This window comes from Kamptonema sp. UHCC 0994 (assembly GCF_029167235.1).
GTDB lineage: Bacteria > Cyanobacteriota > Cyanobacteriia > Cyanobacteriales > Microcoleaceae > Kamptonema.
The window spans coordinates 1-24,828 of the sequence record NZ_JARFTR010000156.1; the positions used below are offsets into that span (position 1 = coordinate 1).

At 43.5% G+C, this 24,828-nt stretch carries 22 protein-coding genes and 1 riboswitch; of the genes, 9 read left to right on the forward strand and 13 right to left on the reverse strand.

Annotation, left to right across the window (positions count from 1 at the left end):
- Positions 1 to 217: 217 nt before the first annotated feature.
- Entirely contained in the window at positions 218 to 2,104 is a 1,887-nt protein-coding gene (ftsH2, locus tag PY364_RS14345) for an ATP-dependent zinc metalloprotease FtsH2 (protein ID WP_275523454.1), read from the reverse strand.
- Positions 2,105 to 2,419: 315 nt separating this feature from the next.
- On the opposite strand from ftsH2, the gene PY364_RS14350 reads away from it, so the two are divergent.
- Together PY364_RS14350 and PY364_RS14355 are read left to right on the forward strand one after the other, a co-directional pair.
- Positions 2,420 to 3,517, forward strand: a complete 1,098-nt coding sequence (locus tag PY364_RS14350; RefSeq protein ID WP_275523456.1) for a ParM/StbA family protein — start codon at positions 2,420 to 2,422, stop codon at positions 3,515 to 3,517.
- Positions 3,518 to 3,541: 24 nt separating this feature from the next.
- Positions 3,542 to 4,048 carry a hypothetical protein gene (locus PY364_RS14355; protein WP_275523458.1) on the forward strand — a complete coding sequence of 169 codons (507 nt, stop codon included), beginning with the start codon at positions 3,542 to 3,544 and terminating at the stop codon, positions 4,046 to 4,048.
- Positions 4,049 to 4,194: 146 nt separating this feature from the next.
- Here PY364_RS14355 and PY364_RS14360 read toward each other — a convergent pair whose 3' ends face one another.
- Positions 4,195 to 4,431, reverse strand: a complete 237-nt coding sequence (locus PY364_RS14360; RefSeq protein ID WP_275523460.1) for a hypothetical protein — start codon at positions 4,429 to 4,431, stop codon at positions 4,195 to 4,197.
- Between the two features lie 14 nt (positions 4,432 to 4,445).
- Positions 4,446 to 4,670, reverse strand: coding sequence for a DUF4926 domain-containing protein (locus PY364_RS14365; protein WP_275523461.1), 225 nt, complete (start codon positions 4,668 to 4,670; stop codon positions 4,446 to 4,448).
- Positions 4,671 to 4,826: 156 nt separating this feature from the next.
- Between PY364_RS14365 and PY364_RS14370 the strand changes: the two genes are divergently transcribed.
- Positions 4,827 to 5,057: a DUF433 domain-containing protein gene (locus PY364_RS14370; protein ID WP_275523463.1), complete on the forward strand. Its 231-nt coding sequence runs from the start codon at positions 4,827 to 4,829 to the stop codon at positions 5,055 to 5,057.
- Complete coding sequence (locus tag PY364_RS14375; RefSeq protein WP_275523465.1) at positions 5,054 to 5,386, forward strand: DUF5615 family PIN-like protein; 333 nt, start codon at positions 5,054 to 5,056, stop codon at positions 5,384 to 5,386. Before PY364_RS14370 ends, PY364_RS14375 begins: the two co-directional genes overlap by 4 nt.
- Positions 5,387 to 5,415: 29 nt before the next feature.
- On the opposite strand, the gene PY364_RS14380 is transcribed toward PY364_RS14375, so the two are convergent.
- Complete coding sequence (locus PY364_RS14380; protein WP_275523467.1) at positions 5,416 to 8,916, reverse strand: HEAT repeat domain-containing protein; 3,501 nt, start codon at positions 8,914 to 8,916, stop codon at positions 5,416 to 5,418.
- A 167-nt stretch (positions 8,917 to 9,083) separates the two neighbouring features.
- Here PY364_RS14380 and PY364_RS14385 point away from each other — a divergent pair, with 167 nt between their 5' ends.
- On the forward strand, positions 9,084 to 9,356 hold the full coding sequence (locus PY364_RS14385; RefSeq protein WP_275523469.1) for a BrnT family toxin: 273 nt from the start codon (positions 9,084 to 9,086) through the stop codon (positions 9,354 to 9,356).
- Positions 9,343 to 9,636, forward strand: coding sequence for a hypothetical protein (locus PY364_RS14390; protein ID WP_275523471.1), 294 nt, complete (start codon positions 9,343 to 9,345; stop codon positions 9,634 to 9,636). The genes PY364_RS14385 and PY364_RS14390 overlap by 14 nt, the downstream gene beginning before the upstream one ends.
- Positions 9,637 to 9,693: 57 nt before the next feature.
- On the opposite strand, the gene PY364_RS14395 is transcribed toward PY364_RS14390, so the two are convergent.
- The 8 genes from PY364_RS14395 to PY364_RS14430 all read right to left on the reverse strand — a co-directional run bounded on the left by PY364_RS14395 (position 9,694) and on the right by PY364_RS14430 (position 19,968).
- Positions 9,694 to 10,362 carry a hypothetical protein gene (locus PY364_RS14395; RefSeq protein WP_275523473.1) on the reverse strand — a complete coding sequence of 223 codons (669 nt, stop codon included), beginning with the start codon at positions 10,360 to 10,362 and terminating at the stop codon, positions 9,694 to 9,696.
- A gap of 153 nt (positions 10,363 to 10,515) precedes the next feature.
- A complete protein-coding gene (gene mgtE / locus PY364_RS14400; protein WP_275523474.1) occupies positions 10,516 to 11,913 on the reverse strand; it encodes a magnesium transporter in 1,398 nt (465 codons plus the stop codon).
- A gap of 245 nt (positions 11,914 to 12,158) precedes the next feature.
- The gene (locus tag PY364_RS14405) at positions 12,159 to 13,016 is read right to left on the reverse strand and encodes an amino acid ABC transporter substrate-binding protein (RefSeq protein ID WP_275523476.1); all 858 of its coding nucleotides are present in this window, start codon (positions 13,014 to 13,016) and stop codon (positions 12,159 to 12,161) included.
- Positions 13,017 to 13,199: 183 nt separating this feature from the next.
- Complete coding sequence (locus PY364_RS14410; protein ID WP_275523477.1) at positions 13,200 to 14,072, reverse strand: hypothetical protein; 873 nt, start codon at positions 14,070 to 14,072, stop codon at positions 13,200 to 13,202.
- Positions 14,073 to 14,104: 32 nt separating this feature from the next.
- Complete coding sequence (locus PY364_RS14415; protein WP_275523479.1) at positions 14,105 to 15,460, reverse strand: DNA methyltransferase; 1,356 nt, start codon at positions 15,458 to 15,460, stop codon at positions 14,105 to 14,107.
- Positions 15,461 to 15,551: 91 nt separating this feature from the next.
- On the reverse strand, positions 15,552 to 17,288 hold the full coding sequence (locus PY364_RS14420) for an ABC transporter permease subunit (RefSeq protein WP_275523481.1): 1,737 nt from the start codon (positions 17,286 to 17,288) through the stop codon (positions 15,552 to 15,554).
- Positions 17,289 to 17,368: 80 nt separating this feature from the next.
- Entirely contained in the window at positions 17,369 to 18,718 is a 1,350-nt protein-coding gene (locus tag PY364_RS14425; RefSeq protein ID WP_275523483.1) for a nitrate/sulfonate/bicarbonate ABC transporter ATP-binding protein, read from the reverse strand.
- 74 nt (positions 18,719 to 18,792) lie between these two features.
- On the reverse strand, positions 18,793 to 19,968 hold the full coding sequence (locus tag PY364_RS14430; RefSeq protein ID WP_275523485.1) for an MFS transporter: 1,176 nt from the start codon (positions 19,966 to 19,968) through the stop codon (positions 18,793 to 18,795).
- Between the two features lie 26 nt (positions 19,969 to 19,994).
- Positions 19,995 to 20,090: riboswitch (Fluoride riboswitch) on the forward strand.
- A 97-nt stretch (positions 20,091 to 20,187) separates the two neighbouring features.
- On the opposite strand from PY364_RS14430, the gene PY364_RS14435 reads away from it, so the two are divergent.
- The 3 genes from PY364_RS14435 to PY364_RS14445 all read left to right on the forward strand — a co-directional run bounded on the left by PY364_RS14435 (position 20,188) and on the right by PY364_RS14445 (position 22,108).
- A complete protein-coding gene (locus tag PY364_RS14435; RefSeq protein ID WP_275523487.1) occupies positions 20,188 to 20,424 on the forward strand; it encodes a hypothetical protein in 237 nt (78 codons plus the stop codon).
- 28 nt (positions 20,425 to 20,452) lie between these two features.
- On the forward strand, positions 20,453 to 20,686 hold the full coding sequence (locus PY364_RS14440) for a universal stress protein (protein WP_275523556.1): 234 nt from the start codon (positions 20,453 to 20,455) through the stop codon (positions 20,684 to 20,686).
- A 102-nt stretch (positions 20,687 to 20,788) separates the two neighbouring features.
- A complete protein-coding gene (locus tag PY364_RS14445; RefSeq protein WP_275523489.1) occupies positions 20,789 to 22,108 on the forward strand; it encodes a voltage-gated chloride channel family protein in 1,320 nt (439 codons plus the stop codon).
- Positions 22,109 to 22,287: 179 nt separating this feature from the next.
- Here PY364_RS14445 and PY364_RS14450 read toward each other — a convergent pair whose 3' ends face one another.
- Positions 22,288 to 24,648 carry a hypothetical protein gene (locus PY364_RS14450; RefSeq protein ID WP_275523491.1) on the reverse strand — a complete coding sequence of 787 codons (2,361 nt, stop codon included), beginning with the start codon at positions 24,646 to 24,648 and terminating at the stop codon, positions 22,288 to 22,290.
- Positions 24,649 to 24,828 lie beyond the last annotated feature (180 nt).

The window sequence follows — 24,828 nt, forward strand, 5'->3', positions numbered from 1 at the left end:
TTTAGTGAATAATTTTCGTTTTGATTTGATCGTAGATTTAATTCAGGGGAATCAGTAGAAGCTAGAAGGAAGATATAGTAACGCTGCCCTCGCTGCGGCCAATTACCGCCCAGAGGGCGGCGTTACGTTTACTAATTTAGAGCGTAAGGGCTAGTTTTGTACACAACTTATCTGCAAATTATCATCTGCGAAACTCGCCCTTACAACTCAAAACATTCTACAACTGAGGTACATATTGCTCTTTTTCAGGAACAAAAGTGTACTCAGCAACTATTTGGCGGAACTCTTCACCGTCGATCGTTTCTTTCTCGATCAACAGGTCAACTAAACGGTCAATTACTGTGCGATTTTCGCGGATAATTCGGCGGGCTTCGTTATAGCAATGATCGACAATTGACCGGACTTGACCATCAATGCGAGAGGCGATTTCCTCAGAATACTCCGATCGCGCTGTGTAGTCACGACCCAAAAAGATTTCACTCTGTTGTGCTTCCAGAGACATCGGCCCTAAGTCAGACATCCCAAAGCGAGTTACCATTTGGCGGGCCATTCCCGTTACCTGCTGCAAATCGTTACCTGCACCAGTAGTAACTTCAGCATCCCCGAAAACGACTTCTTCGGCGGCGCGGCCACCTAAAGCGCCCATAATCCGGGCGAGAATTTGCGATCGCGAAATCAATCCTTGGTCTTCACTTGGCATAAACCAAGTCAAACCCCGTGCTTGTCCGCGAGGAACTAAAGTCACCTTCTGTACCGGATCATGAGCTTTAATAATCGTACCCACGATCGCATGGCCAATTTCGTGATAAGCGATCAATCGCTTACTCTTACTATCAACCAGAGGAGTACCTTCCATACCCGCCACAACGCGGTCTACAGCGTCGTCAACCTCCAACATCGTAATCGCTTCTTTGCGACGACGAGCGGTTAAAATCGCCGCTTCATTGAGCAAATTTGCCAAATCAGCACCAGTAAAACCAGGAGTACGACGGGCGATCGCATCCAGAGAAATATCCACACCCAATTTCTTATTACGAGCGTGAACCTCTAAGATTTCTAAGCGACCCTTAATATCCGGCGTATCCACCGAAACCTGGCGATCGAACCGACCCGGACGCAGCAAAGCGGAGTCAAGCACATCAGGGCGGTTAGTAGCCGCAATAATAATAATCCCAGTATTGCCCTCAAAACCGTCCATTTCCGTCAGCAATTGGTTGAGAGTCTGTTCGCGCTCATCGTTACCGCCGCCAATACCTGCACCCCGTTGACGACCTACAGCATCAATTTCATCAATAAAGATAATACAAGGGGCATTTTCCTTAGCCTTCTTAAACAAGTCCCGAACGCGGGAAGCACCAACACCGACAAACATCTCCACAAATTCCGAACCAGAGATACTGAAGAAAGGAACACCCGCTTCACCTGCGATCGCCTTTGCCAATAAAGTTTTACCAGTTCCGGGAGGGCCGACAAGCAACACACCTTTAGGAATCTTCGCGCCAATAGCAGTAAAGCGTTCCGGCTTTTTCAGAAATGTCACCACTTCTTCCAGTTCTTCTTTAGCTTCTTCAACTCCAGCCACATCACTGAAGACAACACCCGTTTTCGCCTCCATCTGAAAACGAGCCTTAGATTTGCCGAAATTCATCGCTTGACCAGGCCCACCAGGGACATTATTGCTGCGGCGGAAGAGAAAAAACAGGCCTGCGATCAACAGAATCGGGAAAACTAAATTTCCTACCAAGCTCCAAAGTGCGCTGTCGTTGCGCGTAGGGTGAGTATCAAAAGCAATATTAGAATTTCTGAGCTGAGAAATTAATTCAGGGGCACTTGCTGGCAAATCTACCCGCCACCGCTGTACGTGATTGTCTAGTTCGGGATCGATCGCCTCGACAATAGCCGTGCGGCCTCCTTCATAGAGGTCAACGCTAGTGACTCGACTGGCGTTAAGGTATTCCAAGAATCTGCCGTAGCTCATCCGGGTACTAGCAGTATTCTTGCTCATATCTGTGGGAGAAGCTGCAAAAGCCCCTTGCCACAGAAAAAACCCGATGACTAAAGCTGGTAAAGTCCAAAGTAGTGCAGTTTTCCACGTTATTTTCATAAATGCAATTAGCTCTAAGAGTGGATAAATCAGATAAAAGCGCAGCGCTGGGGAAGTGCAGCGGAACTTAACACTCAGAATCTTAACTAAATTTAACTTAACAATAGGTTTTAGAGCAAGCGGGGGAGTAGAGGAGCGGGGGGCGGGGGAGATATTGAGTGAGGGAACACAGGAGAATTGAAGATCCGATGCTCAATTGAAAGCCGATCTGGGTAAAGTTATAAGAATCGCCACAAAACTTGCTGCTTTTAACTCTGGCAGTGTCAAGGGATAAGGCATGATAATGGTGAGGCTCAGTGAGGTAACACATTTATAATGACAACAACTAGACAGCTTGTTCCTAATCCAGCTATGCTCGCCAGACAGGTAGCTGATTCGACTAAAAACATTCTCAGCGCTGACTTGGGCCGGACAGCCACTAAAGCTTGTGTGAGCCGCAATCCTAATGGCGTGGTTTTCATCCCGTCTAATGTTGCCAAGGAGTCAGTTGAGAAGGTGCGAGGCGGTAGTTTTGAGTCTAAAGCTACAGACCCTCTGTTGGATATGTGGCTAGAGTACCAAGGTAACGGGTACGCGATCGGTCAACTGGCTGCGGACTTTGGCGCTCATCTCGGCACCGCTGACCAATCTAAGGTAGTAGATGCACTGGTCAAGGTTTTTTCCTGTGTCGGATACTTTCAGATGAAGGGCGAGTTGGCTGTTGTGCTGGGTCTGCCTTTCTATTCCCAGGAGCAGTTTGAGAAAGAAAAGGAACAGATTATTAGCCAACTAAAGGCTCCCCATGTTCTGGTTTATCGAGGCAATCGCGTTGAGATTGACATTCGCCAGGTTTGGGTAATGCCGGAAGGGTTTGGTAGTTTAATCTGGTGCGAAGCTCAGGACAGCAAGGAATTTTCGCCGGAGTTGCCGGAGTTGTCGGTAGCTGTTGTGGATATTGGACACCAAACTACTGATTTTCTGATGGTAGACCGTTTCCGTTTTGCGCGGGCGGTTTCCAAGAGCGATTCTTTGGCGATGAACAAGTTCTACGAACAAGTTACTGAACAAGTGATTGCCAAGACTGGAGGTAAGGCAGATCCTCAATCTCTGTCGCTGCTGGAATCTGTTCACAAAGAAGAGGGTAAGCGCTTCTACAGGCCAAGAGGCTCGAATAAGCAGATTAATTTAGATGAAATTCTGCCTACGCTGCGTAAAAGTTTTGCTACTGAGCTTTCTGAGCGATTGATGGAATGGCTGCCAGAGCGGGTAACTGATGTTGTTTTCACTGGTGGCGGTGGTGAATTTTTCTGGGAAGTTCTTAAACCACTGGTGGAAGAGGCTAATCTTAAGGCTCACTTGGCTAAGCCGACGCGCGAAGCTAATGCTTTGGGACAGTATATCTATGCAGAGGCCCAGCTAGCTACATTGAAATAAGTAACGGAATAAGGCTTGAACGCTATGGCACTCTGGGCAAAAAATAAGGGGAATTTCTCGGTGGCGTTTACGGAGGATGCTGCGGATCAAACTTTGTTGGCGGCTATCGAAAAAGAGTTAGTCCTGACTCAGTATCAAACTTTCAGCAATCTCTGCAAGCAGGCTTTGTGGCAGTTTTTATCTGTTTCTGAGTCTGCTCAGCCTACTCCTAGTTTTCAACGGTTGGAACAGCGGATTGCTGAACTTCAGCTCAAGTTTGGTGAGTTTGAACTCAATGTTTCTGCTGAGGAAATGAGCCGTGTGGAGGGGTTGGAACGTCATTTGACTAAACTTAGCGAACAGCTAGAACAGTTGCAGGCAAGTGTCAATACTAAGTTTGCCCAAGTTGCAATGGCGGTAGAGTCTAAACGGGTGGAGCCTCAACCGCAGGAGCATTTTGCTGTAGAGCCGGATGCTGAGGTTGAGGCTTCGCGTCGGGAGCCTGACCCTTTGTTGGATCGCTTGAGTTCTTTGTTACCCCAAGATTTCTAGAAGGGAAATGGTGTTGGGTGCATTTGTTTTTTGGGTTGTTATTGGTTAGATTATGCTAGCTCTTTGCAACTGATATCTAGTAACTGATGTTGGCGATCGCTTTTTGGAAAAAAGGGGCGATCGCTTTTTATTTTGTCTAATTTTAGTTAGGAATCAGCATTTACAGCGGTTAAATCCTCAATTCTGACAATATTAATTAAGGAAATATGCTCAGTTCCATCGGGGATATCATTATCACCGCCAACGCCTACAATTAAGCGCGATCGCAACACAAATACTCGATCGGGGTGGTTAATTTCATAAGTCTTTCCACCAGTAATATGAATGCGATAGGGTTGAAAGGGTTGTCTTCTGTTAATTTCCCTGATATCTTCTGGCCTCATATTAATATTACAGATTAAGCTACTTGTAGTTCGATCGGTTCATCATATAATACCATTAGTTGTTCACTTTTCAGTGAAAGCATGGCATAAGTATGCCCCTGATTATCGCTAAATTCTACTAAAAAAACACCCTCAGCTAGTAACTCAACTATAGTTCCTACTTGACCGCGATATACTTTTTTGTCGGGTAAATCTTCGGTGAGGGCAACTACATCAAGTAATTTGATTTCTGTCTGCATAATTGCAACTCCTTTTTAACTTATATCTTACACCTGTTGCAACAACCGCCAGGGGTTGAAACCCCCAGCAGGTTAAAGAGAGCTATACTGGTGTTTCGTAAGTCTTTACTATCCGTGCTATATCTGCTATCCTATTTCTATAATCTATAAACTACCATGAACTATCGCGATATTATTACGATTGAACCAGATAAGCGAGGCGGTAAACCTTGTATTCGACGGATGCGAATAACTGTTTATGATGTTCTCGGTTGGTTGGCGGCGGGGATGTCTCATGGAGAGATTTTAGATGATTTTCCTGAATTAACAGAAGAGGATATTAGAGCTTGTTTGGAGTTTGCTGCTGACCGCGAACATCGTTTAGTTGCTTCGGTAGGTGCTGCTTGAAACTGCTTTTTGACCAAAATTTGAGCCGTAAGCTAGTGACTCAATTAGCAGATATTTTCCCAGATTCCAGTCATGTTCAGTTTCACGATATGGAAGAACAAAGTGATACGGCTATCTGGGAATTTGCTAAAATAAATGACTTTTGCATCGTTACTCAAGATGTGGATTTTGCGGAAAGAAGTAGGTTGTATGGTTCACCACCTAAAGTTATATGGCTACGCTGTGGGAATGCACCGACAAAGCAGGTTGGATCTCTACTTCGTTCTGGGGTAGAGGTGATTCATACATTTCTCAATAACTCAAGTTTGCATTGCTTAGAATTGTACTAATTTTAAAAAAACACTGCGTACTTCCTAGATTATTCCTCTATCCATTGGCAAATCTCTTTTTCTAAATTCGGATGACTCGGTGCAAAGGTTTTCACACACAAATCTACTTCATTACTAATGACGCAAATCTTACCTGCTAACCGACTTAATGCTGTGAGAAAAACTTTGCTAAAACCTTGGGGTAAGCGCGGCGCGGGGTCTTCATAAAAGATTAAAATGGGGGCGGTTTGATTCCGTTGCAATTGACTCCAGTAGAATCCGAATAGCTGCATAGTTTCCGGTAGTTTTTGGCTGCTTTCTGGATAGTTTGCCGCCAGCATTTGACCATAAATATCTAGGGCGGGGTTGTCTCTGTCGATGAATTTACTGCCATCAATTAACAGCCATTGATATTGGTTGAGGGGAGGATGGTTTTTTAATCTTTGGCCCAGGGGTAGGGTTGCCGGGTGGGGTTGCTGGTTCCAGAGTTGATAGAATTGGTGATAGGGGAGATTTTGGGCGCATTGCCAGAGGACGTGGTAACAATTGTCAAATAGCTCGAAGTTGTTTTGGTAAGTTTCATCGCTGAGATGGGGTTGCAATTGCGAGACAACATAGGCATATTGTTCGTTAGTTTCTATGATTTTACCCAAGCTATAGGCTGCTTCCATACGAATGTTTTTATTCTTAGTAGTTGCCAGTAAATCGACTAAATCTGCGATCGCCTTTTCGTTGCCGATGCCGATTTTACCCAAGCTATAGGCTGCTTCCCAACGGGTATCTTCATCCTCAGTAGTTGCCAGTAAATTGACTAAAGATGTGATCGCCTCTGGGTTGCCGGTGCCGATTTCACCCAAGCTATAGGCTGTTTGCCTACGGGTAAATTCATCGTTAGAATTTGCTAGTAAATTGACTAAATTTACGATCTCCTCTTGGTTGCTGGGGCCGATTTTACCTAAGCTATAGGTTGTTTGCCTACGGATATTTTCATCCTCAGTAGTTTCCAGTAAATTGACTAAAGCTGCGATTGCCTCTTGGTTGCCGGGATCGATTTTACCTAAGCTATAAGCTGCTTGCCTACGAGTATATTCATCGTCAGAATTTGCTAGTAAATTGACTAAAAGTTCGATTGCCCTTCCCCTATTCGTCTCTTTTAATACCTCTCTTGCTGAAGCAGTTAGAGGATCGAGATATGTCACCCATTTCTGTTTTTCTTCATTAAAATAACCAAAACCCCAACGCACAATTTGATTAACAATCTCCTCAGACTTACCAAACTTAAACTCAACAATCCCCGCCGCTGCTAAAAAATAGGCGCGATACTCATAAAAACCTTTATCCACCTCCTCTTGATGCCATTCCCCACACCCATCCTCAAACTCAATCAAAGCCTGAATCAACTCCTCTTTCTGCTCATCACTAACATTCTTACGCCCCGAATGACTAACATCCTTACGCCCCAACCACAGCAAAATTATCTGTTTCCATTCCCGATCAAAAATGCGATTCCCCTCAAAGAAACACCAACCATTTTTTACCCCCAAGGCCGCAAAATACTCCTGAAACGTAGCATGATAAAACCCATAAACCCACTGCTGCGGATTTTGCGGATCGACACCGACGCAATTCAACCAACCCAACCGACAGACTAACCAATTATTTACATCTTCGCCGCCCAATTTTTGCTTTAATTCTGGCGACAACTCACTAGGGCGAATTAAAAAACGCGAACTACTCCGAGTCATCGCCCACAGCGACAACTCAGCCAACACTTTATTTAACTCCCCTTGCTGATTTTTATCCGTCCGCAAATCCGGTTGATTTTTCGCATTATTCGCCAAGTAAAACTGCTCAACAAAAGCTTCATAAAGTGCGGCTTGCGTCTCCGGTAAACCGCCCTTTTCCTGATATGCCAAACCATTCAAACAAAACAGAGTTAACCGCAAAGGATTTCTAATCAAATCCGCAAGGCGTTGATGTTCCGGTTGCGCCAACTTTCCTAACAAAAATTCCCCTACCTGCGGGTGTTTCGCCTGTTCAAACCAATTCCTAATAAATGCCTGCACTTGTTCCGGCGCAAAATCCTGATTCCGAAATAGATCGTAATCGCTATTTCCGAAACTTCCGCCATCCCAAACATTCGTCCGACAACTAACAATTACCCGCGCCTTACTTACCCATCCCTGTAATTTCAGCAACTCCTGAGAATTAGCCATGGCAGTCATTTCATCTAAACCATCTAATAATAACCAAACTTGCCCCTGGTTAAATTGTGCAATTAAACCTTGCCAATGACTCTCAATTCCCGTCGCCTTAAATAACCAAGTTTCTTTTAAATATTGCTCAATTGATTTACCACCCAACTCCCGCAGATCGATCCAAATTGGCAAACCCAAATTTTCCTCAAAAATCCACTTAGCAATTTTTTGTAACCGCGTAGTTTTCCCCGCCCCCGGTTCCCCAATAATGGCAATTCTGCGCCCTTGACTTTTCGGGCTTTTCCCACTTCTCAAGAGATTAAAAAAGTCATCTTCACTAATTTTAGTTTCTATTTCCTGAGTTGGTTTTTCCCGATAGGCCGCCGATCCAGTTTCAGGAGTAATATTAGCTTCAGCTTGAGGTTTAACTTGCTTTTCTACTAAGGCAAGAGGTACATAAATATCATCAAAATTGGGAGTAAAACCAGCGATTTTATCAAAAAAGCTGGTTGTGGTTTTCTGTTCGCGTTCTGCAAACATTCGCCGACTAATTTCCCTCCATACTACCGGAGTAAAGTCCTCCGGTTTGAGGTAGCCCCGAACCTCAGCAAAGCGACTTTCAAGTAATTGAATAATTTGCTGATTAGTTTCTTCCTGTTGATTTAATTTCGCCTTAATATCTGTCAACAACGACAAAGTTAACCCAGCATAAGCCTTACCATTACGTTCAAAATCATCCTTTAATACTTCTCGCAATTTTTCAGGGAATTTGGTATATAATAAAGTAGCAATTTGTTGATGTACATCTGAATCTAACTGAAACCCACCGCCAGCTTTAGCCGCCATATTTAGCAAAGCAAAAATATCTTCCCATGTTTCTACCATTAAGGCAGTTTTTTTAGTTAAAGATTCACCTTCGGCGGTCAAAAATTCATCAAGTTGATTTTCCATCAACTCTTGATAACTATGCTTAGATATTTCCCGTCTTGCAATTTCTAACCAATTATTCTCAGCTTTAACTGCAATTTGAGTTAATTTATGGCTAATATCTCGATTGTAATCTTTAGCTGCTTCTTTAATTACAGCACCGATCGCCCTTCCTACCGCCTTCGTTAAATCCTCATTTTCCAATGATAAAGGATCGGGTTTTCCTCCTGTTAAAGCATCTACCGCATTCGCCACATTCCCCCCTGAAACACTGGCTAAAGCAGTAAAGATAGTTTTAATTGGATCGCTGGCGAGTGCCATTCCCCCTACCATTACTGTAGCTGGCAACATTCCGGGGATAAATGATGCACCTGCTAAAACCGTGCTAAAAATCGATAATCTTACCAACAATCGAGCTAGAGTCATAGGAAATTCTCACCCTGACTGTAAAAAGTATAAAATTAAAGCCTAATCATACTATAACTCAAGTTCAGGATTTAGACATGAGTAGCGCGATCGCTTTTTATTGTGTCTAATTTTACTATTGTTGAAATTAAGCATCTGACGGGTGACAACAGTGATACAATATCCTCATGCAGTTTGAGTGGAATGAAAACAAAGCCGCAAGCAATCTATCAAAGCATGGAGTCTCATTTGAGGAAGCAAAAACTGTTTTTGACGATCCTCTCTATGTGGATTTCTATGATCCCGATCACTCTAATGACGAAGAACGATATCTTATTGTTGGGGAGTCGAACCGAGGGCGATTATTGATTGTTTCGTATACCGAAAGATGTGATTCAATTCGCCTTATTAGTTCCAGAGAAGTGACACGAACCGAGCGAGAAACCTATGAAGAGGGATAAGTCAGAAATGGAAGATGATTTGCAGACAGAGTATAACTTGAAGAGCCTACAAGTCAGAAGGTTAGGCTCTGGAAGAAAAAGCTTTGGCAAAACAACTGTGCGCTTAGAACCTGATGTCGCGGAGATGTTTCCTAGTGCTGATGCGGTTAATGAGGCCTTACGATTTTTGATCAGAGTTACGCAAGATAACCAAGCTTTTGCTCCCATCACGCAGGGTAATACATCGTGTGAGCGGACGGACGAAAGCCCTGACGGGGTGACAACACCACTTAAACCCTGATCGCAAGAGCGTTGAGGTGGATTAAGCAAGGGAAAAAATGGCAGGGATTCTGGCGGCTCACTCCTGGTTAATTCCCTTCACCTGACGCTGCACAGCAACTTCAACTTGATTAGGAATATTCCCTATTTCTTCAGATAAATTTGCTAAAGCAGTATCTACTTTTTCCTGAAGCTCTATTAATTGCCGCTGCTGCAAAGTTCCCCACTGTGGTAATTGATTGATAAACTGTTGTAAGTCTAATATCACCGCAGTCAAACTTTCAACTTGCTCTAACTCTGGCCGCTGTTTAAATTGTTTGCTAGTTATCTCTAACTCAGCTTGCACCAGCTTAATAGTTTGTTCTAAAATATTTTCTCGTTGCCGTAGATGTTTAATCGCGGAAACTATAGATTGTAAATTTTCTACTGGTTCAGTATTTTGACCATCATGTTCTATTTGTGGGTTAGAGGCAGCTAATGAAGTGATTGTTACTTTAAATTGCTCTATCAATTGCTCTACTGAGGCTCTATGCTGGTTAATCCGATCGATGGTGGAAGCTGCTGTTGCTCTTGTTTGTCGCTCTAATTTGTTGCGGTTAATTAGGTTTAGCAAAAGTGACAAAACTATCGGTACTGCTGCATAAATATTCTGAGCGAAAGCCACAGCCGCAATTAATCCAAAGATTGAAGCAGCTATGGATACATATTCAGTGATTTCTAGGAAATTACGAGATGGATTATGGCGCATTGGTAATTGATGATTGATGATTATTAATTGTTAATTGCTAATTATCAATTGTTAATTGTTAATTGCCAATTGCTAAGAGATTTGGGTTATGCTTCGCTTCACTCAACTTACATTCTAACAACCAACAACTAACAACTAACAACTAACCATTTCCTAGATTTGCAAAATCATCCGCGCAGTACCGAAATAAATCAGAACGCCGAGGACATCTACGGCGGTGGTAATAAAAGGGGCGGACATTAAGGCGGGGTCTAATCCCAAGGAACGAAATAGGAAGGGGAGGGCGGAACCGGCAACAGAGGCTAAGATTGCGATCGCTAATAAACTAATACCCACCGCCATTGCTACGGGCAAATTCCCTTGAAGAACATAGGCCCAGAGCGTTGCTACTATGCCCAATATCGAGCCTAGTAGTGCGCCTGCCATGCCTTCGCGCAAAATTATCTGGAGGGGGCCCATTGCTCTAATTTCGTCGGTGTTTAAGCCGCGAATAACGACGGTTGAGGACTGGGCTCCGACGTTACCCCCTGTACCCGTGAGTAGGGGAATAAATGCAGCGAGCACTACTACTTGCTGCAAAATGTCTTCTTGCGATCGGATAATTGTGCCCGTGACGGTATTTGTCAGCAGTAATACAAATAGCCAAACAACTCGCTTGCGGGCAACGGTGAATAAATCTGTCTGAAAATAATTGTCGCCGCCGGATTGGAGGCCGCCTAAAGCATAAATATCTTCAGTGGTTTCTTCTTCTAAGATATCAATTACGTCGTCAACGGTGATGATGCCGACGAGACGCTGTTCGCTGTCTACCACCGGGACTGCAAGAAAGTCGTAACGCTGGATCAGTCTGGCTACTTCTTCTTGATCGGTGTCGGTTTGGACGCAAACTGTATCGCGGGTCATGATTTCGCCTACGGTTTGGTCTAGGGGTGATGTGACTAAATCTCGTAAGGTGAGAATACCGGTCAGTCTTCTGGCGGCATCGGTGACGTAGAGGTAATAGATGGTTTCGGTGGCGGGGGCTAAGGTGCGTATGCGGTCTAGGGTTTCGGTAATGGTGAAACTTTCTTTGAGGGAGATGTATTTTGGGGTCATGATCCGCCCTGCGGTGTCGGCTTCGTAACCTAAAAGTAGGGCGGTGGCTTGGCGTTCGGCTGGGCTGAGTTGGGCCAGGAGGCGGCGGACGACTGTTGCGGGCAGTTCGTCAAATAGTCGCGCTCGGTCATCGGGCGACATTTTATCTACGATGTCGATAACTTCTTGGCGTTTGAATTCTTCGCAGAGTGCCTGCTGTACGCTGGAGTCGAGGTGTTCGTAGACTTCGATGGCTTCGTCTTTGGAGAGTAGGCGGAAGGCGATTACTTGCATGGTTTCTGGCAAGCCTTCGATCGCTTCGGCTATGTCAGGAGGCTGGACGGGTACTAGAATGGCTTTAGCTCCTTTGAGGTCGCTTTGTTCTAGTAATGCCTGTAGCTGCGATCGCACTAATTCCCGCAGTTCGTTGCGCGAATAGATCGGTATGGTAGAGGATGAGGAATTATTCTCTGTCACTGCCGACCCTCCTGAACCTGGTTGAAATATTTTCCTGCATCCAGTCTAAGGGGTAATGGATGGGAGATTTTAGATTTTTTTAGGATTTGCTATTTTGGATGGCTGTTAGCGGCGGGTTTGGTCTTGTAGTTGAGGGCGCGATCGCGCTATAGCTGAGATTATGCCACTGTCGCTACCAGCAACAGCGGCATCATTCTTAGTAAGTATTAACGGTTAACAGTTAACGGTTAACAGTTAACTGTTATTCAGATACACTTATCTTGGTCTACAACACTCAGCGGGATCAGAGGAGAATTTGGCCCAAAGGTTCGTTCTAAAAGATTTTGCGCTGACTGATTCCGAATGAAGTTATTAACTGTTTCTTTCCATTCAGAATCATTTGCTGGAACGATCATTCCATAAGTAATACAAGTCAAAGGCTTTTCGGGAATTAGAGCATATTGATTTGAATTTAAACCCTGTCTTAATGCTTCTCCTACTAACAGGATACCATCGCTGGCAAAAGCATCTATTTTTCCTTGTACTGCATCTTTTACGGCTGTCTGTCTTCCCGACTGTCCTTGATAAATTTTCTGGTTTGCTTGTTGATAGCGTCCAGCTATAAATTGCTGGGTGAGAGAATCTCCCAACACGCCAATTGTTATATCTTGAAGGAAGCCAGAAGGATTGACTCTGAGCCTATTTTCTGGTTTTACCATTAAATAAGTACCGCTGTACAAAAATGGTAGAGAAAAAGCAGTCCCAGTCGGGGAATTTTTGTTGATGGTATTAGGGCCACATTCAAGATATATCCGTTTGCTGGTGATGCTGCGATAGCGGCCTTGAGGCGAAGATTCATCAAGGACTGTTTCCAGTTTTTCTAATCGAACGGAGCGATTTAATTGTTTTTCAAGGCTGGCTCTAAATAGTTCCATACCTTCAACGCAAATGCCTTTCCAGTTGTCGCCTTCCGTGTAGCCGAAAGGAGCAGCATCTTTCCTAATTCCTACTTTGAGAACGCCGTTTTGCCGAACATCTTGCAATGTTGACTGTGCTAAGGTAATTGTAGGAAATAACAGGGAAAAGATGATGCTGATGCCTGCGATTGTTAGCTTTTTGCTCATTAGTTTTGTCCAAATAACTATTTTACTGTAGAGCAACGATCCCCATTTATAGTTAGTGAGTGTTGCTGTAATTGCCCCTGTATTTGTGACCGTTTGGTTAAATTGTCTGCCTGATTTTTAAGTATAAGGGAAAAAATAGCAACTGTCAAGAAGGAGGAGTGGGGAAATTGATAGTTGATGTTCCTACTCATCAAGTTCGCTAAGTTCCTTGTCTTCATCAAGCTCAATAACTTCAGCCAATTCTAAGTTTGTTGGTAAAGGTGCTGAGGTGCTTAGTAGAACAGGAGAATTTGATGTATCCATATCTTTTTCTTGATCGTAGGAGGCTAAGAAAGTTACTGTTTCCTCCAAATTAGAAAAATTATAAGTGTAAGTTTCCCCTCGGTTGCTTGTAATTACAAGTCTTACTGAATTTACTGTACGGGGCAGACTTTCATCAAGTGCTATTTCCAAAGATTCGCGCAAATCATTTTTAACTACTGCTATTAATTCCTCAGCAATCACTTCCTTGTCTGTTTGTGACAACTGGGAAAAAGTTATCCAGCATTCTTGGGCTTGCTGTCTATTATTTTCTGCCCAATTGTAGGGAATATCATGGTATGCTAGAACATTACAAATCTCGTCAAATGATATATGAAACAACTCTACCTCAAAACTCTCAAGCAATCTTCTTGAGGGATAACTCCAGTTTCCCATCAATACAGCAATAGACTTGCGTATTGTTGTGTAGCGTTCGCGAAGTTTAGTATGAGCAGTACAAATCCAGCTTGCCTTGTCTCTATTATGTTTCTTGTAGCGGATATATTTAGACTCCAGAACTACCAAAGGCTGGAAACGATTATTAATAATCACTGAATCAATATTATAACCATTTCCAGAATTATCAGTCAGAATAAGTTTTGTTGTTCTACCTGTTCTTTGATTGACAGCTCCCGCTGTAACGTAAATACATCCTTTGTCTTCGGCTATTGGTTTCAATATTCGATGAATTTCACCTTCTAGCATTGAGCCAATTGCTTCCCCTAATGCACTTGCATGATTTGAAACTTCTCTCATTAGTTTATCCTCTAAATATTGCCGTAAATAATCTATTTTTTAAGAAACAATATTCCTTCTTTGAGCAGTAGATTATGACGATGAGTATTGTTTTTCCATTTTTCTCCACGATTTCGTAGATTCTGTACATGATAGCTGCGAAACCCTAATGTTAGTGCCAATCTTCCCAAGTATTCTTCAGTTGGAATATAAACTCCATAAGGAGCAGAATCACCTAAAACTAACGCAAAGGTCGCACCCGGCTTTAATACCTTATAAACTTGTTCAATAACTTTGATCATATCATTAAAATATCCTGCAACCATTAGGTCATAACTTTTCTTGCCTCCCTTTTGCAAACGTTCCTTTGAGAGGCTGAAAATTTTTTCTGATATCTCTCTATAAAGAAGCGGATCGAGTTCTAGAATCTCTTGACTAAGAGGTGTGTCATGAAAATCTTTTCTGCGAACCTGAGTTGTTGCTGCCATAATCAATTTATTGCGAACAATCTTAGTAATATCTCCCCAAGAATTGGCCAATCCAAAGAAATACATTTCTAAGCGAGTCCGATCTGCATAATCATAGTTATTCAAGTAAGGTGGAGATGTGATAGCTAGATCTACAATCTCTCTTTCTACGGGATAAGGTTGGCGAGTATCCCGAAAAAAGATGTTAGTTTCTGGTTGATTTTTAGCACAGTTAGCTTGGACAATTGTTAAATCTTTATACATTCCCCAGAGTGTTTCGCCAAATACTCTTAAAGCTGGTTGTTCATTCTTTTGGTGATATTTGCCAGGTGCAATATATGGCCAACCAGTACCAGCTTTTGATGCTGTTCGTAATGAATCAGTTAGAGCTATTTTCAAGAAATCTTTTTCTTCTTTCGTACAAACAAATGACTCTATAGAATCACGAATAAATTTGAGAACCCACAAGTTTTCATCAGAGTAACACTTACCCAAAAGTTCAGGAAAGTTTTTCAAAACATCCGAACCTGGGAAAGGTGGTGGGGACTGGAGGTAAGCAAGTAAATTGGTGATACTCTGGCGGAGTTTTTTCATGTCATATTCCCAGAAACACTTGGCTTGAGCTACCCAATATACAAAAGGATGCGCTTCAATTCCAATAGAGTTAATACCGTTTTGCTTAGCAGTCACCGCTGTAGTTCCACATCCAGCAAAAGGATCGATTACTAAGGATTTAGAGTTGAGGTTAAAGTCAGAAATAAGCTCCTCTACCAATTTATAACTAAAGCCAGCCGGATACTTAAACCAGCGGTGAATAGGAGCGCTCATACTATCTTGAAATGTTCCAAAACGTTCACTATTAGAAAATGTTGATTCAGAAGATACAGATTGATTAAATTCAAGTAGCAGCTCTAACTGTTTAAATTCTTCTGTGATTTCCATGTGAATATCATCCTTATCATTAGTTTGGAAAGGAGAACTGTTGGATTTTGCCAGCACTCAACTCCTAAAATTATACACCTAAAAATCTTAATTAAACAAGCAATTGATATTTTTCCTGAGCTAAACGATAAAGAGGTCGCCATAGCAAACGATTAGTCAACACCACTAAGAGCGACATTACAGAAGTAGCTGCTAAAAGCAGAGGAAAATTACCATTTGCCGTCGCCTGAGAAATTGTTTCCCCCAAACCGGGAGTAGTAATCACTTGTCCTTTAAACTGCACGTACTCGCTGACAATACTGGCATTCCAAGCACCTCCAACAGCGGTGACAATTCCTGTCATTAAATAGGGGAAAATTCCCGGCAAAATCAAACTCCGCCACCGCTGTACTAGCGAGAGTTTATAAACTTGTGCAGCTTCAAATAATTCTGATGGTATCGCTTGCGCTCCCGCAATTACATTAAATAGCAAATACCACATTGTCCCTAACATCATCAGCGCCACCGATCCAATCTGCAAACCGCCACCAGTCTGGATTAAACCTAGCAATAATATGGGAAATAAAGCCGTTGCGGGAACAGAAGCCGCAATCTGCACTAGCGGTTGTAAAATTTGAGCTAAGCGAGGGTTTCTACCAATTGCTACCCCGACGGGAACTGTCCACAATAGCGATAAAAATAGCGCACAAATTACTCGCATTGCTGTTAATACAGCACCACTAATTACTTTTTGCCAGTCTGCTAAACTCAACAACCGGAGTAGTAAAATAGCTTCCCAAGTTCCCCACAACACAATGACAGCAAATCCGCTAATAAATACCCAATTTACCCATCTTGAAATGCGGAAACTCCCTGTGGGAGTTGCAGCTAATGTTGCGGGTGCAAACATTCTGACTAAACTCCTATCAAAATTATCTTGAATTGGGGAAAATATCGATTTTAATACGCGCAGTGTTGGCGATCGCCTCAATAAATCTAACACAGTTGACTGGGGGGAATTGGCGGCTTCCATCATCTGAAACTTAAACTTTTCTACCCAAGCAATTAAAGGCTGCCAGACCAAAAAATCAATGGCGATAATGACACCAATTAGCACTGATAAGCCACAGGCAATTGCACCAAAATTTCCTTGATTTGCTGCTGTTGCCAAGTACGAACCTAATCCTGGCAATTGAAAGCTTTTCTCTCCTAAAGTAAAGGATTCAATAGCAATTAAAAAGAACCAACCGCCAGCTACAGACATAACGCTATTCCACACCAATCCGATCGCACCTGCTGGTAATTCTAATGTCCAAAATTGCTGCCAAGCATTGAGGCGATAGACTTTAGATGCTTCCTTAAGTTCTCGCGGGATACCACATAGTGATTGATAAAAACTAAACGTCATATTCCACGTCATCCCGGTAAAAATTAGCAAAATTGATGCTATTTCTACCCCAATTCGCTGTCCGGGAAATAATGTAATTAGTGCTAAAACAACACCGGGTAAAAAAGATAGCACCGGAATTGATTGTAAGATATCTAGGAGGGGAATTAAAATTTTTGCTGCCATCTCTGACCGATAAGCAGAATAAGCGTAAACTAGAGTAAATAGCAGCGATAAGAAATAAGCTGTTCCCATGCGTAAAAGAGTCTGGGCCGTATATCCCGGTAATACTGCTAAGGTTGTTTCAATTTTGAAACTAGGGTTATAGTCACCACTGAATTTAGCGGCTGTTTGGATAATTGCTAGAATTAGAGAAAAAGTTGCCAGAATTAACAAGCCATCTTGCCAAGTCCAAGCTGACCTTTCTAGGGTTTTATTTGCAGGAGTTAGAGGTCTAGTCATAAATGAAGGAAGAAGGGAGAAGGAAGAAGGAAGAAGGAAGAATTTAGCAATTAGCAATTAGCAATTAGCAGTTAACATTTTCAAGCATTAATTAACTCCTGAGTTTGGACTTCTGTTTCTAAGAAAATTTCGCCAGTAGGTTCATCGTAGCTATATATTTCTGCATAGCGCCCCCAGTCAATAGCTGTTTTCAATTGCCTCATTGCTTCTTGGGGGCTAAAGTGGGCTTCTAGAATATCTAGAATTAACTCTTCAGAAATGCGGCGATTTCGCTTGGCGTGAAGCATTCTATCAATTTGCTGTACGAGGCGAATATTGCTGAGAATTTGGTTGCGAACAATTTGTTTGCGTTCGTCAATATCTCCAGCAATGAAATTGTTTCCTACGGGAGTTAGCAGTAAGTCGCCTTCTTTAATTCCTAAAAAGTCCATTAATTTTGCACCTTCAACAATCGGCAAAATTTCATCTACTTCTAAAAGTAATTCTTGACCGAGGCGATATAAATCCTTTTCTTGACGGTCTTCTAAAAGTTCTAAAAAGCCCGCGATCGCGCCAATTCGTACCTGCGGTAACGATTGATATTTTGGACTTTGAACAGGTTGAGCTTGAGAGACAGTAGTAGCAGGCGGTGTTTCTGTTTCGCAACTCAAATCAGGATTGGTGAGAATCTTGTAAACTTGGTCTACAATCGCCTGGAATTGAGCGGTTTTGCGATCGCGGTAATGAGGTAAACTTACCGTTAACTCTGCTCTAATCCTACCCGGATTGCGACCCAGTACAATAATCCGATCTGCTAAAATTACGGCTTCCTCAATCCCGTGAGTTACAATTAAAACTGCTTTAGTAGGAATCCGCTTTTCTAACCACAAATCTAATAATTCAAACCGCAAGTTTTCCGCCGTCAATACGTCTAAGGCTGAAAATGGTTCATCCATGCAAAGCAGTTCTGGTTCTACTGCTAAAGCTCTAGCAAATCCTACCCGCTGTCGCATTCCGCCAGAAAGTTCTTTAGGATAAGCATTTTCAAATCCGTCTAAACCGATAATATCAATCATTCGCAAGGCTTTTTGCTTGCGCTGTTCTGGCAATTCTCCCTTAGCTTTTAATCCTAATTCTACATTCTCCATGACTGTTAGCCAGGGATAAAGGGCAAAGTTTTGGAACACAATGGCTATGCCGGGATTTAAGCCAACCAAGGGGCGATTGTGGTAAAGAACTTGACCGCTTGTAGGCGGAATTAAGCCAGCAATCATCCGCATTAAAGTAGATTTACCTGACCCAGAAGGGCCGAGCAAAGCTACAATTTCTCCTGTACGCAACTCCAGGTTAATTGGTTCTAAAATTGCGATTTGTTGACCGTTGGGCTGCTGATAAGCCTTACTGACTCCTTGCAGGGTAATGAGGCATTCTGTTGCTATTTTTACGACCACGACTCTACCTCTACATTTTTGTTAATTGATGCCAACCTGCGGAAAAAGTCAATGCCCAAACGGTTAAATCAAGGTTAAATCGGATGAGTTTGTCTTTTTACCAGCATTAAGATGGGAATAGCAGCGAGTTGGATGGCGACAGAAAACACAACTAGGGTTCCAACTGAGCGATCGTATAAAATTCCCATTAAAGCACTGCCCAAAAACCATGATAAGCCGTAGCCTGTATAAAATATCCCAAAAGCGGAACCCCTTTTATCCGCAGGTACCATTCCTGCGATCGCAGCTTTCATAATTGATTCTTGAGCTCCCATACCTATACCCCACAACGCCATCCCTAGCCAGGCCATTTGCTGATTTCCTAAAAATACTAAGGGGGCAAACAGTACCGACAAAAAAACTGCAATTATTAGAATAGAAATGCCTCGACGGTCAAATAAACGCCCAAATATCAGCGCCGCTATAGCGTCAATACCCATAGCTAGAGCATAAAGTAAAGGAATTGCGCTATCAGAAATTGAGTTTTTGTGGAAGTGGTAAGCAATGAGGGGAAAGTCGGTATAGCCAGCGCCAACTAAAGCAACTGCTGCCAAATAAATCCAGAATACACGGGGCAAACCTTCCCCTTTCATTTCGAGGGTGACAGTTTCAAAGTCGCGGGGACTAGGATAAAACCGCTGCAAAACTAATAGTACAATTAGCCCCAACAATGCTGGAACTACTAAGATTGCGAAGCCACCTTGATAGCCTTGCTGAAAATATAGCATTGCTGCTACTGCCAGCGGGCCAATGGTTGCACCAATTTGATCGAGGGCCTCGTGTATGCCAAAGCCAAAACCCGTGCCGACTTTTATCGCAGCATGGGAAAGCAATACATCGCGTGCGGGAGTGCGAATTGCTTTGCCGGTGCGTTCGGCGATCATCAAGCAAGCTGCAATTGGCCAAGTTCCTGCTAAGGCTAACAATGGCACAACTGCTGTATTTATGAAATACCCCAAGGTGGTCATTTTCCAGTATTGTCTGGTTTGGTCGCTGATATAACCTGTGATTAGGCGCAACCCGTAGCCAATTAGCTCACCTAAGCCTGCTACCAGCCCCACGACGGTAGCACTAGCTCCTAAAACCCCTAAATAAGACCCTGTGATGCTGCGAGCGCCTTCATAAGTCGCATCGGCACACAGACTAACTATTCCTAGTAGAATAACGAATTTTAGTGCAGCTTTTTGAGAAGTGCTTGTTTTCTCTGTCATGTTAGTCAATTTTGTGATGCTATAATAATCCCAACGGCGATGGAGCTCGCCAAAACCGCCTGCTAGTGATTCTTTCCTGACGTTAACTAAAACACTAAAAGGCTGATGGCTCCTACTTTTCTGGCTTGCTGCTGGAGAGTAGGGGCGTGAAAAATTATCACTAACCTCTCATACCTAGCAAGCCTTTGTCCATACCCAAAATCTGGAGAAAGGAATCTTATGTTAGCTAGTGCGCTATGGATTTTATTGATGGGCTTTTTTGCGGGTCAAATTGCCCGTCGCTTAGGTGCTCCGCCTCTGATTGGAATGATTTTGGTAGGGATAGTTTTAGGGCCACAAGTTAGCGATGTCCTGAGTCCTGAAGTGCTGAAATCGGCGGATAATCTACGAATTGTGGCAGCGATGATTATCCTGATGAAAGCGGGATTAGGATTAGATTGTATTACACATCATTAATATTGCAGAAAAAGAGGCTGTAGAACAACTGCGCGATCGCACTCAAAAATTACTGGCAGATATTCGCCATCAATTCATTACCATTACTGGCTCAGTTCCAGAGGAAATTATGCGCGTCGCAGAACAGTATCAAGTGACAGATATTGTGATGGGAAAACGGGGATACCAACCTTGGGAAAAGGTGTTAGTTGGTTCCGTATCGCAAGCAGTGATAGAAAATAGTTCTATTCCCGTAATTTTGGTAGAAGAGCGCAAAAATTAACTGTCAAGACAGTTAGGAAATATATCCGTATCGCCGCCCTCTGGGCGGTTAAAATACCGCCCAGAGGGCGGCGTTACGAGAGTTACAAATAGGAGTTTGATTATGAAAAGGTTTGAGAAATTTGAGCAATTTATTGCAATCCCCCAACTCAGCAAGTGGTTCATCATTGCTTGTATTGTTGGCATTCTTTCCGGCTTAGGTTCTGCGGCTCTTCTAGCATCTTTAGATTGGGCAACAAATTGGCGAGAATCTCATCTATGGATGATTGCCTTATTGCCATTGGCGGGATTCTTAAGTGGTTGGATTTATCATCGATATGGAAAGCAGGTAGAAGCCGGAAATAATCTTTTATTGGAAGAGATTCATAACCCCCAAAATATTATTCCCTTGCGAATGGCTCCAATGGTAATGTTAGGTACAGATATAACTCATTTATTTGGAGGTTCCGCAGGTCGTGAAGGAACAGCACTACAGATTGCTGCATCACTCGCCGATCAATTAACTAGAATCTTCCGCTTTAAACACGCTAATCGACGAATTTTATTAATGTCGGCTCTTAGTGGTGGATTTGCTTCCGTTTTCGGAACTCCCTTGGCTGGAACTATCTTTGGTTTAGAAGTTTTAGCAATAGGAAATATTCAACACGATGCTCTTTTTCCCTGTTTAGTTGCAGCGGTTGTGGGCGATCGCATTACCTTAGTTTTGGGATTGCATCATACAGCATATCGCCATGCTCCCCTGGTACCAACCGTCACCCCAATGGCTCTAATTTCTGCCATTGTCGCTGGTGCAATCTTTGGCATTGTGGCGATGATTTTTGCTAAATTAACTCACAAAATTAGCCACTTTTTCAAAGCAAAAATTTCCTATCCTCCTTTACGTCCTGCGATCGGTGGTACGATTGTTGTACTGAGTGTCTGGGCGATGGGATCGACTAAATATATCGGTTTGGGTATTCCTACCATTGTTGATGCGTTTTTTACTCAGTTACCGCCTTGGGATTTTGCGGCAAAAATAGCTTTAACAGCTTTGACTTTAGGGGCCGGATTTAAAGGAGGGGAAGTGACTCCTCTATTTTTTATTGGTGCAACATTAGGCAATTCTTTGTCCTTAATTTTGGCTTTGCCAGCACCTTTATTGGCGGGGATGGGATTTGTTGCTGTCTTTGGTGGTGCTGCGAATACACCGATCGCTTCAACTTTAATGGGAATTGAACTTTTTGGTCTGGAATCGGGGGTATTTATTGCGATCGCTTGTGTAATGAGCTATGTTTTTTCCGGTCATGCTGGTATTTATAGTTCGCAGCGGATAGGCTCTAGTAAATACTCTTTTATGCTGATGAAAGAAGAGATAAATTTGTCTGACGATAAGCGGGAAGATGCGACAGATGTAGAAAAGAATATCAAAGAAAACCATGAGTGATTATAAATCACGATTGCCAAGGGAGCGATCTTTTTTGAGACCTATTAACTCAGATGAGTGAGAAAGGGATGATGCTATTTTAACAGCTATCTTTTTTTTGAGAAGGTTTTAGGAGGGGCGATCGCACCTTGAAATGGAGATGCGATCGCCTAGAACGCAAATCTATCTAATGATTAGATTCAGATAATGGTAAAGTTTGCGGCTGTTAGGGGATTATCATCGTGAACGATCGTGATAATATTGCCCGAATTAGATCCGAGACTGATTTTAGAAAATCGTTTACCGGGAACAGGATTGCCATTGGCATCGGTTACTGTGCCATTGAAGAAGTTTCCGGGTGCGCTTAAAACAGCGGCTCCATCGCTAAAACCAAAGCTAGCAGCCAACTGTATTTTTTCATCAGCTACCGTAAAATCCTCTATCCAATCTTCACCGCTTGCCACCTCAAAAACAAAGGTATCGCTACCAGCGCCTCCTCTCAGGGTGTCCTTGCCATTACCTCCAATCAGGCTATCGTTGCCACCGCTACCATCAAGCGTATCGTTACCAGCACCTCCAATCAGGGTATCGTTGCCAGCTACACCGTTGATGGTGTCGTTACCCCCTAAACCGTTGAGAGTATCACCCAAATCTGTGCCAAGGACTTTATCATCTCCCTCGGTTGCAGTGGTTGGCGTTGAATCTTGAACGGTAAATCCCTCAAATTTGTAACCAACATCTGCAAGTAGTGCCAAATCAACTTTGGTGGGGATATAGGTTGCACCACCGCCGTCACCAAGAAGAGATGGCAAACCACCCTTGCTAACAATACTAGCTGGATGCCCCAAGTCGGCTCTCAGAGGAATAGGGTTGCCTGCATTAGCAGCTCTGGCATTGGAACCGTCAAAAAAGGCTCCAAATGTTCTTGCACGGAAAGCTGGTGAAAGACCAATCCCTAAAGCGTGTGCTATCTCATGGACAGCAGTAATAAACAAGCTGGCATCATTGCCTTGTTCGCTCGGAGTAGCACTCAAGTCGAAAATGTTTGGCTTGACGCTATACGAAAGGTTAGAACCAAATGACATGGTGCTTGCATAGGGTTCATAATTCACCCCATTGATCCGATCGGATAAAACATAGGAAAAACTTGTTGCATCTTGATAACCAGCACCCTCGCCTTGTGTTTCTCCAACAGAGCCACTTAAAGGTCGAGCGCCCACAAAGATCGCAAGATCGTCAATGTCCTGATTTAAAACAACCTTATCTCGTTGTCCAGTTTGAGGATTTTTAATCCAGAACTCGGTGCCAGCAGGAACATTGGGAAATTCATCTTGGATAACAGCTTCCCAGTAGTCTGCTGCTGCTTCTAAAGTAGCTTTGCGGTTAGGGCCATTGATGGGGTCACTGAAGAATCCATTTGTATCAAACCTATAGTCAAATGTGATGTTGAAAGTGCTTACCTGAGACGGAGCACTAGCACGACCTTCAGCTTGACCAACAGTTTGGTAGTGTTCCCAAGCACTTTTTACTTGGCCAGTCACAATCGCTTTGGCAGCGTCGTTATTATTGACCAGGTAGAACTTTTCATCGAACGACGCGGGTACTGGCGTTGGCGTGGGAGTTCCTGTAGGTAATGGCGTAGGCGCAGGTGTCGGCGCTGGAGTTCCCGTAGGCGCAGGAGTTGGCGCAGGTGTCGGCGCTGGAGTTCCCGTAGGCGCAGGAGTTGGCGCAGGTGTCGGCGCTGGAGTTCCCGTAGGCGCAGGAGTTGGCGCAGGTGTCGGTGCTGGAGTTGCCGTAGGTGCAGGCGTTGGCGCAGGTGTCGGCGCTGGCGTGACTGTAGGTAATGGTGTAGGCGCAGGTGTCGGTGCTGGAGTTCCTGTAGGTGGAACCGTCGGCGCAGGTGTCTCTGTAGGTAAAGGTGCAGGTGCAGGTGTCTCTGTAGGTGCAGGTGTCGGCGCAGGTGTTGGACTAGCTGCAAAAGTGCTACTGGCAACATTCAGCAAAACTGCGATCGCCCGATTGCTACTTTTCTCTATCATCACCGTATCGCCACTACCAGCACCATTAGCACCCGTACCCGCACTAAAAGTGAAGTTATCAAAGTTCAAAATACCGTTGTCGCTGGCAATGCGATCGCTGCCATTTTGATAATCGGTAATGTAATCAATACTCTCATCATCTAACAGTAGGAAAAATGTGTCATTGCCACTGCCGCCTGTGAGGGTATCGATACCGCGATCGCCGTACAAATTATCATTGCCGCTACCACCAACAATTGAATCATTTTCTTGACCTCCCCACAACCAATCATCCCCATCTCCGCCGATAATAGTATCTTCATCTTTGTCGCCGCGAAGGGAATCATTCCCACCTCCGCCATCAACTTCATCGTTTCCTTTGCCACCGTATACAACTTCACCGTCAGAGGAACCGCTAACAGTATCATTGCCTTTGCGAGTTGCCAATCCTCCAGGTAGATCCTGAAGTTGTCCGAATTCGAGTGCAACATTGTCGTCAGTATCTTCTCCGACTAAGTAAAACTCTTGTTGTTTAATTGCCATAATTTTCTACCTATTTGTTTGCAAAAAAAACTAATTGGAGAAATGGCGATCGCACTTATTGCTATTCATGCCATTTCTCATTGCGCTTAAGAACTGGGAGTGCCGAAAACTTGCACGAAACGGTGTTTTTGACCGTTAATGGAGAAAATTTTTGGGAGCGATCGCCTATTTTTTGGGAAA

What these genes read in the sequence shown, in the direction of transcription:
- PY364_RS14395 (WP_275523473.1), bottom strand. Translation starts at nt 10,362, where the DNA reads ATGCGCCATAATCCATCTCGTAATTTCCTAGAAATCACTGAATATGTA.
- PY364_RS14390 (WP_275523471.1), top strand. Translation starts at nt 9,343, where the DNA reads ATGAAGAGGGATAAGTCAGAAATGGAAGATGATTTGCAGACAGAGTAT.
- PY364_RS14350 (WP_275523456.1), top strand. Translation starts at nt 2,420, where the DNA reads ATGACAACAACTAGACAGCTTGTTCCTAATCCAGCTATGCTCGCCAGA.
- PY364_RS14430 (WP_275523485.1), bottom strand. Translation starts at nt 19,968, where the DNA reads ATGACAGAGAAAACAAGCACTTCTCAAAAAGCTGCACTAAAATTCGTT.
- ftsH2 (WP_275523454.1), bottom strand. Translation starts at nt 2,104, where the DNA reads ATGAAAATAACGTGGAAAACTGCACTACTTTGGACTTTACCAGCTTTA.
- PY364_RS14410 (WP_275523477.1), bottom strand. Translation starts at nt 14,072, where the DNA reads ATGAGAGAAGTTTCAAATCATGCAAGTGCATTAGGGGAAGCAATTGGC.
- PY364_RS14380 (WP_275523467.1), bottom strand. Translation starts at nt 8,916, where the DNA reads ATGACTCTAGCTCGATTGTTGGTAAGATTATCGATTTTTAGCACGGTT.
- PY364_RS14450 (WP_275523491.1), bottom strand. Translation starts at nt 24,648, where the DNA reads ATGGCAATTAAACAACAAGAGTTTTACTTAGTCGGAGAAGATACTGAC.
- PY364_RS14355 (WP_275523458.1), top strand. Translation starts at nt 3,542, where the DNA reads ATGGCACTCTGGGCAAAAAATAAGGGGAATTTCTCGGTGGCGTTTACG.
- PY364_RS14370 (WP_275523463.1), top strand. Translation starts at nt 4,827, where the DNA reads ATGAACTATCGCGATATTATTACGATTGAACCAGATAAGCGAGGCGGT.
- PY364_RS14405 (WP_275523476.1), bottom strand. Translation starts at nt 13,016, where the DNA reads ATGAGCAAAAAGCTAACAATCGCAGGCATCAGCATCATCTTTTCCCTG.
- PY364_RS14385 (WP_275523469.1), top strand. Translation starts at nt 9,084, where the DNA reads ATGCAGTTTGAGTGGAATGAAAACAAAGCCGCAAGCAATCTATCAAAG.
- PY364_RS14420 (WP_275523481.1), bottom strand. Translation starts at nt 17,288, where the DNA reads ATGACTAGACCTCTAACTCCTGCAAATAAAACCCTAGAAAGGTCAGCT.
- PY364_RS14445 (WP_275523489.1), top strand. Translation starts at nt 20,789, where the DNA reads ATGAAAAGGTTTGAGAAATTTGAGCAATTTATTGCAATCCCCCAACTC.
- PY364_RS14365 (WP_275523461.1), bottom strand. Translation starts at nt 4,670, where the DNA reads ATGCAGACAGAAATCAAATTACTTGATGTAGTTGCCCTCACCGAAGAT.
- PY364_RS14415 (WP_275523479.1), bottom strand. Translation starts at nt 15,460, where the DNA reads ATGGAAATCACAGAAGAATTTAAACAGTTAGAGCTGCTACTTGAATTT.
- PY364_RS14360 (WP_275523460.1), bottom strand. Translation starts at nt 4,431, where the DNA reads ATGAGGCCAGAAGATATCAGGGAAATTAACAGAAGACAACCCTTTCAA.
- PY364_RS14435 (WP_275523487.1), top strand. Translation starts at nt 20,188, where the DNA reads ATGTTAGCTAGTGCGCTATGGATTTTATTGATGGGCTTTTTTGCGGGT.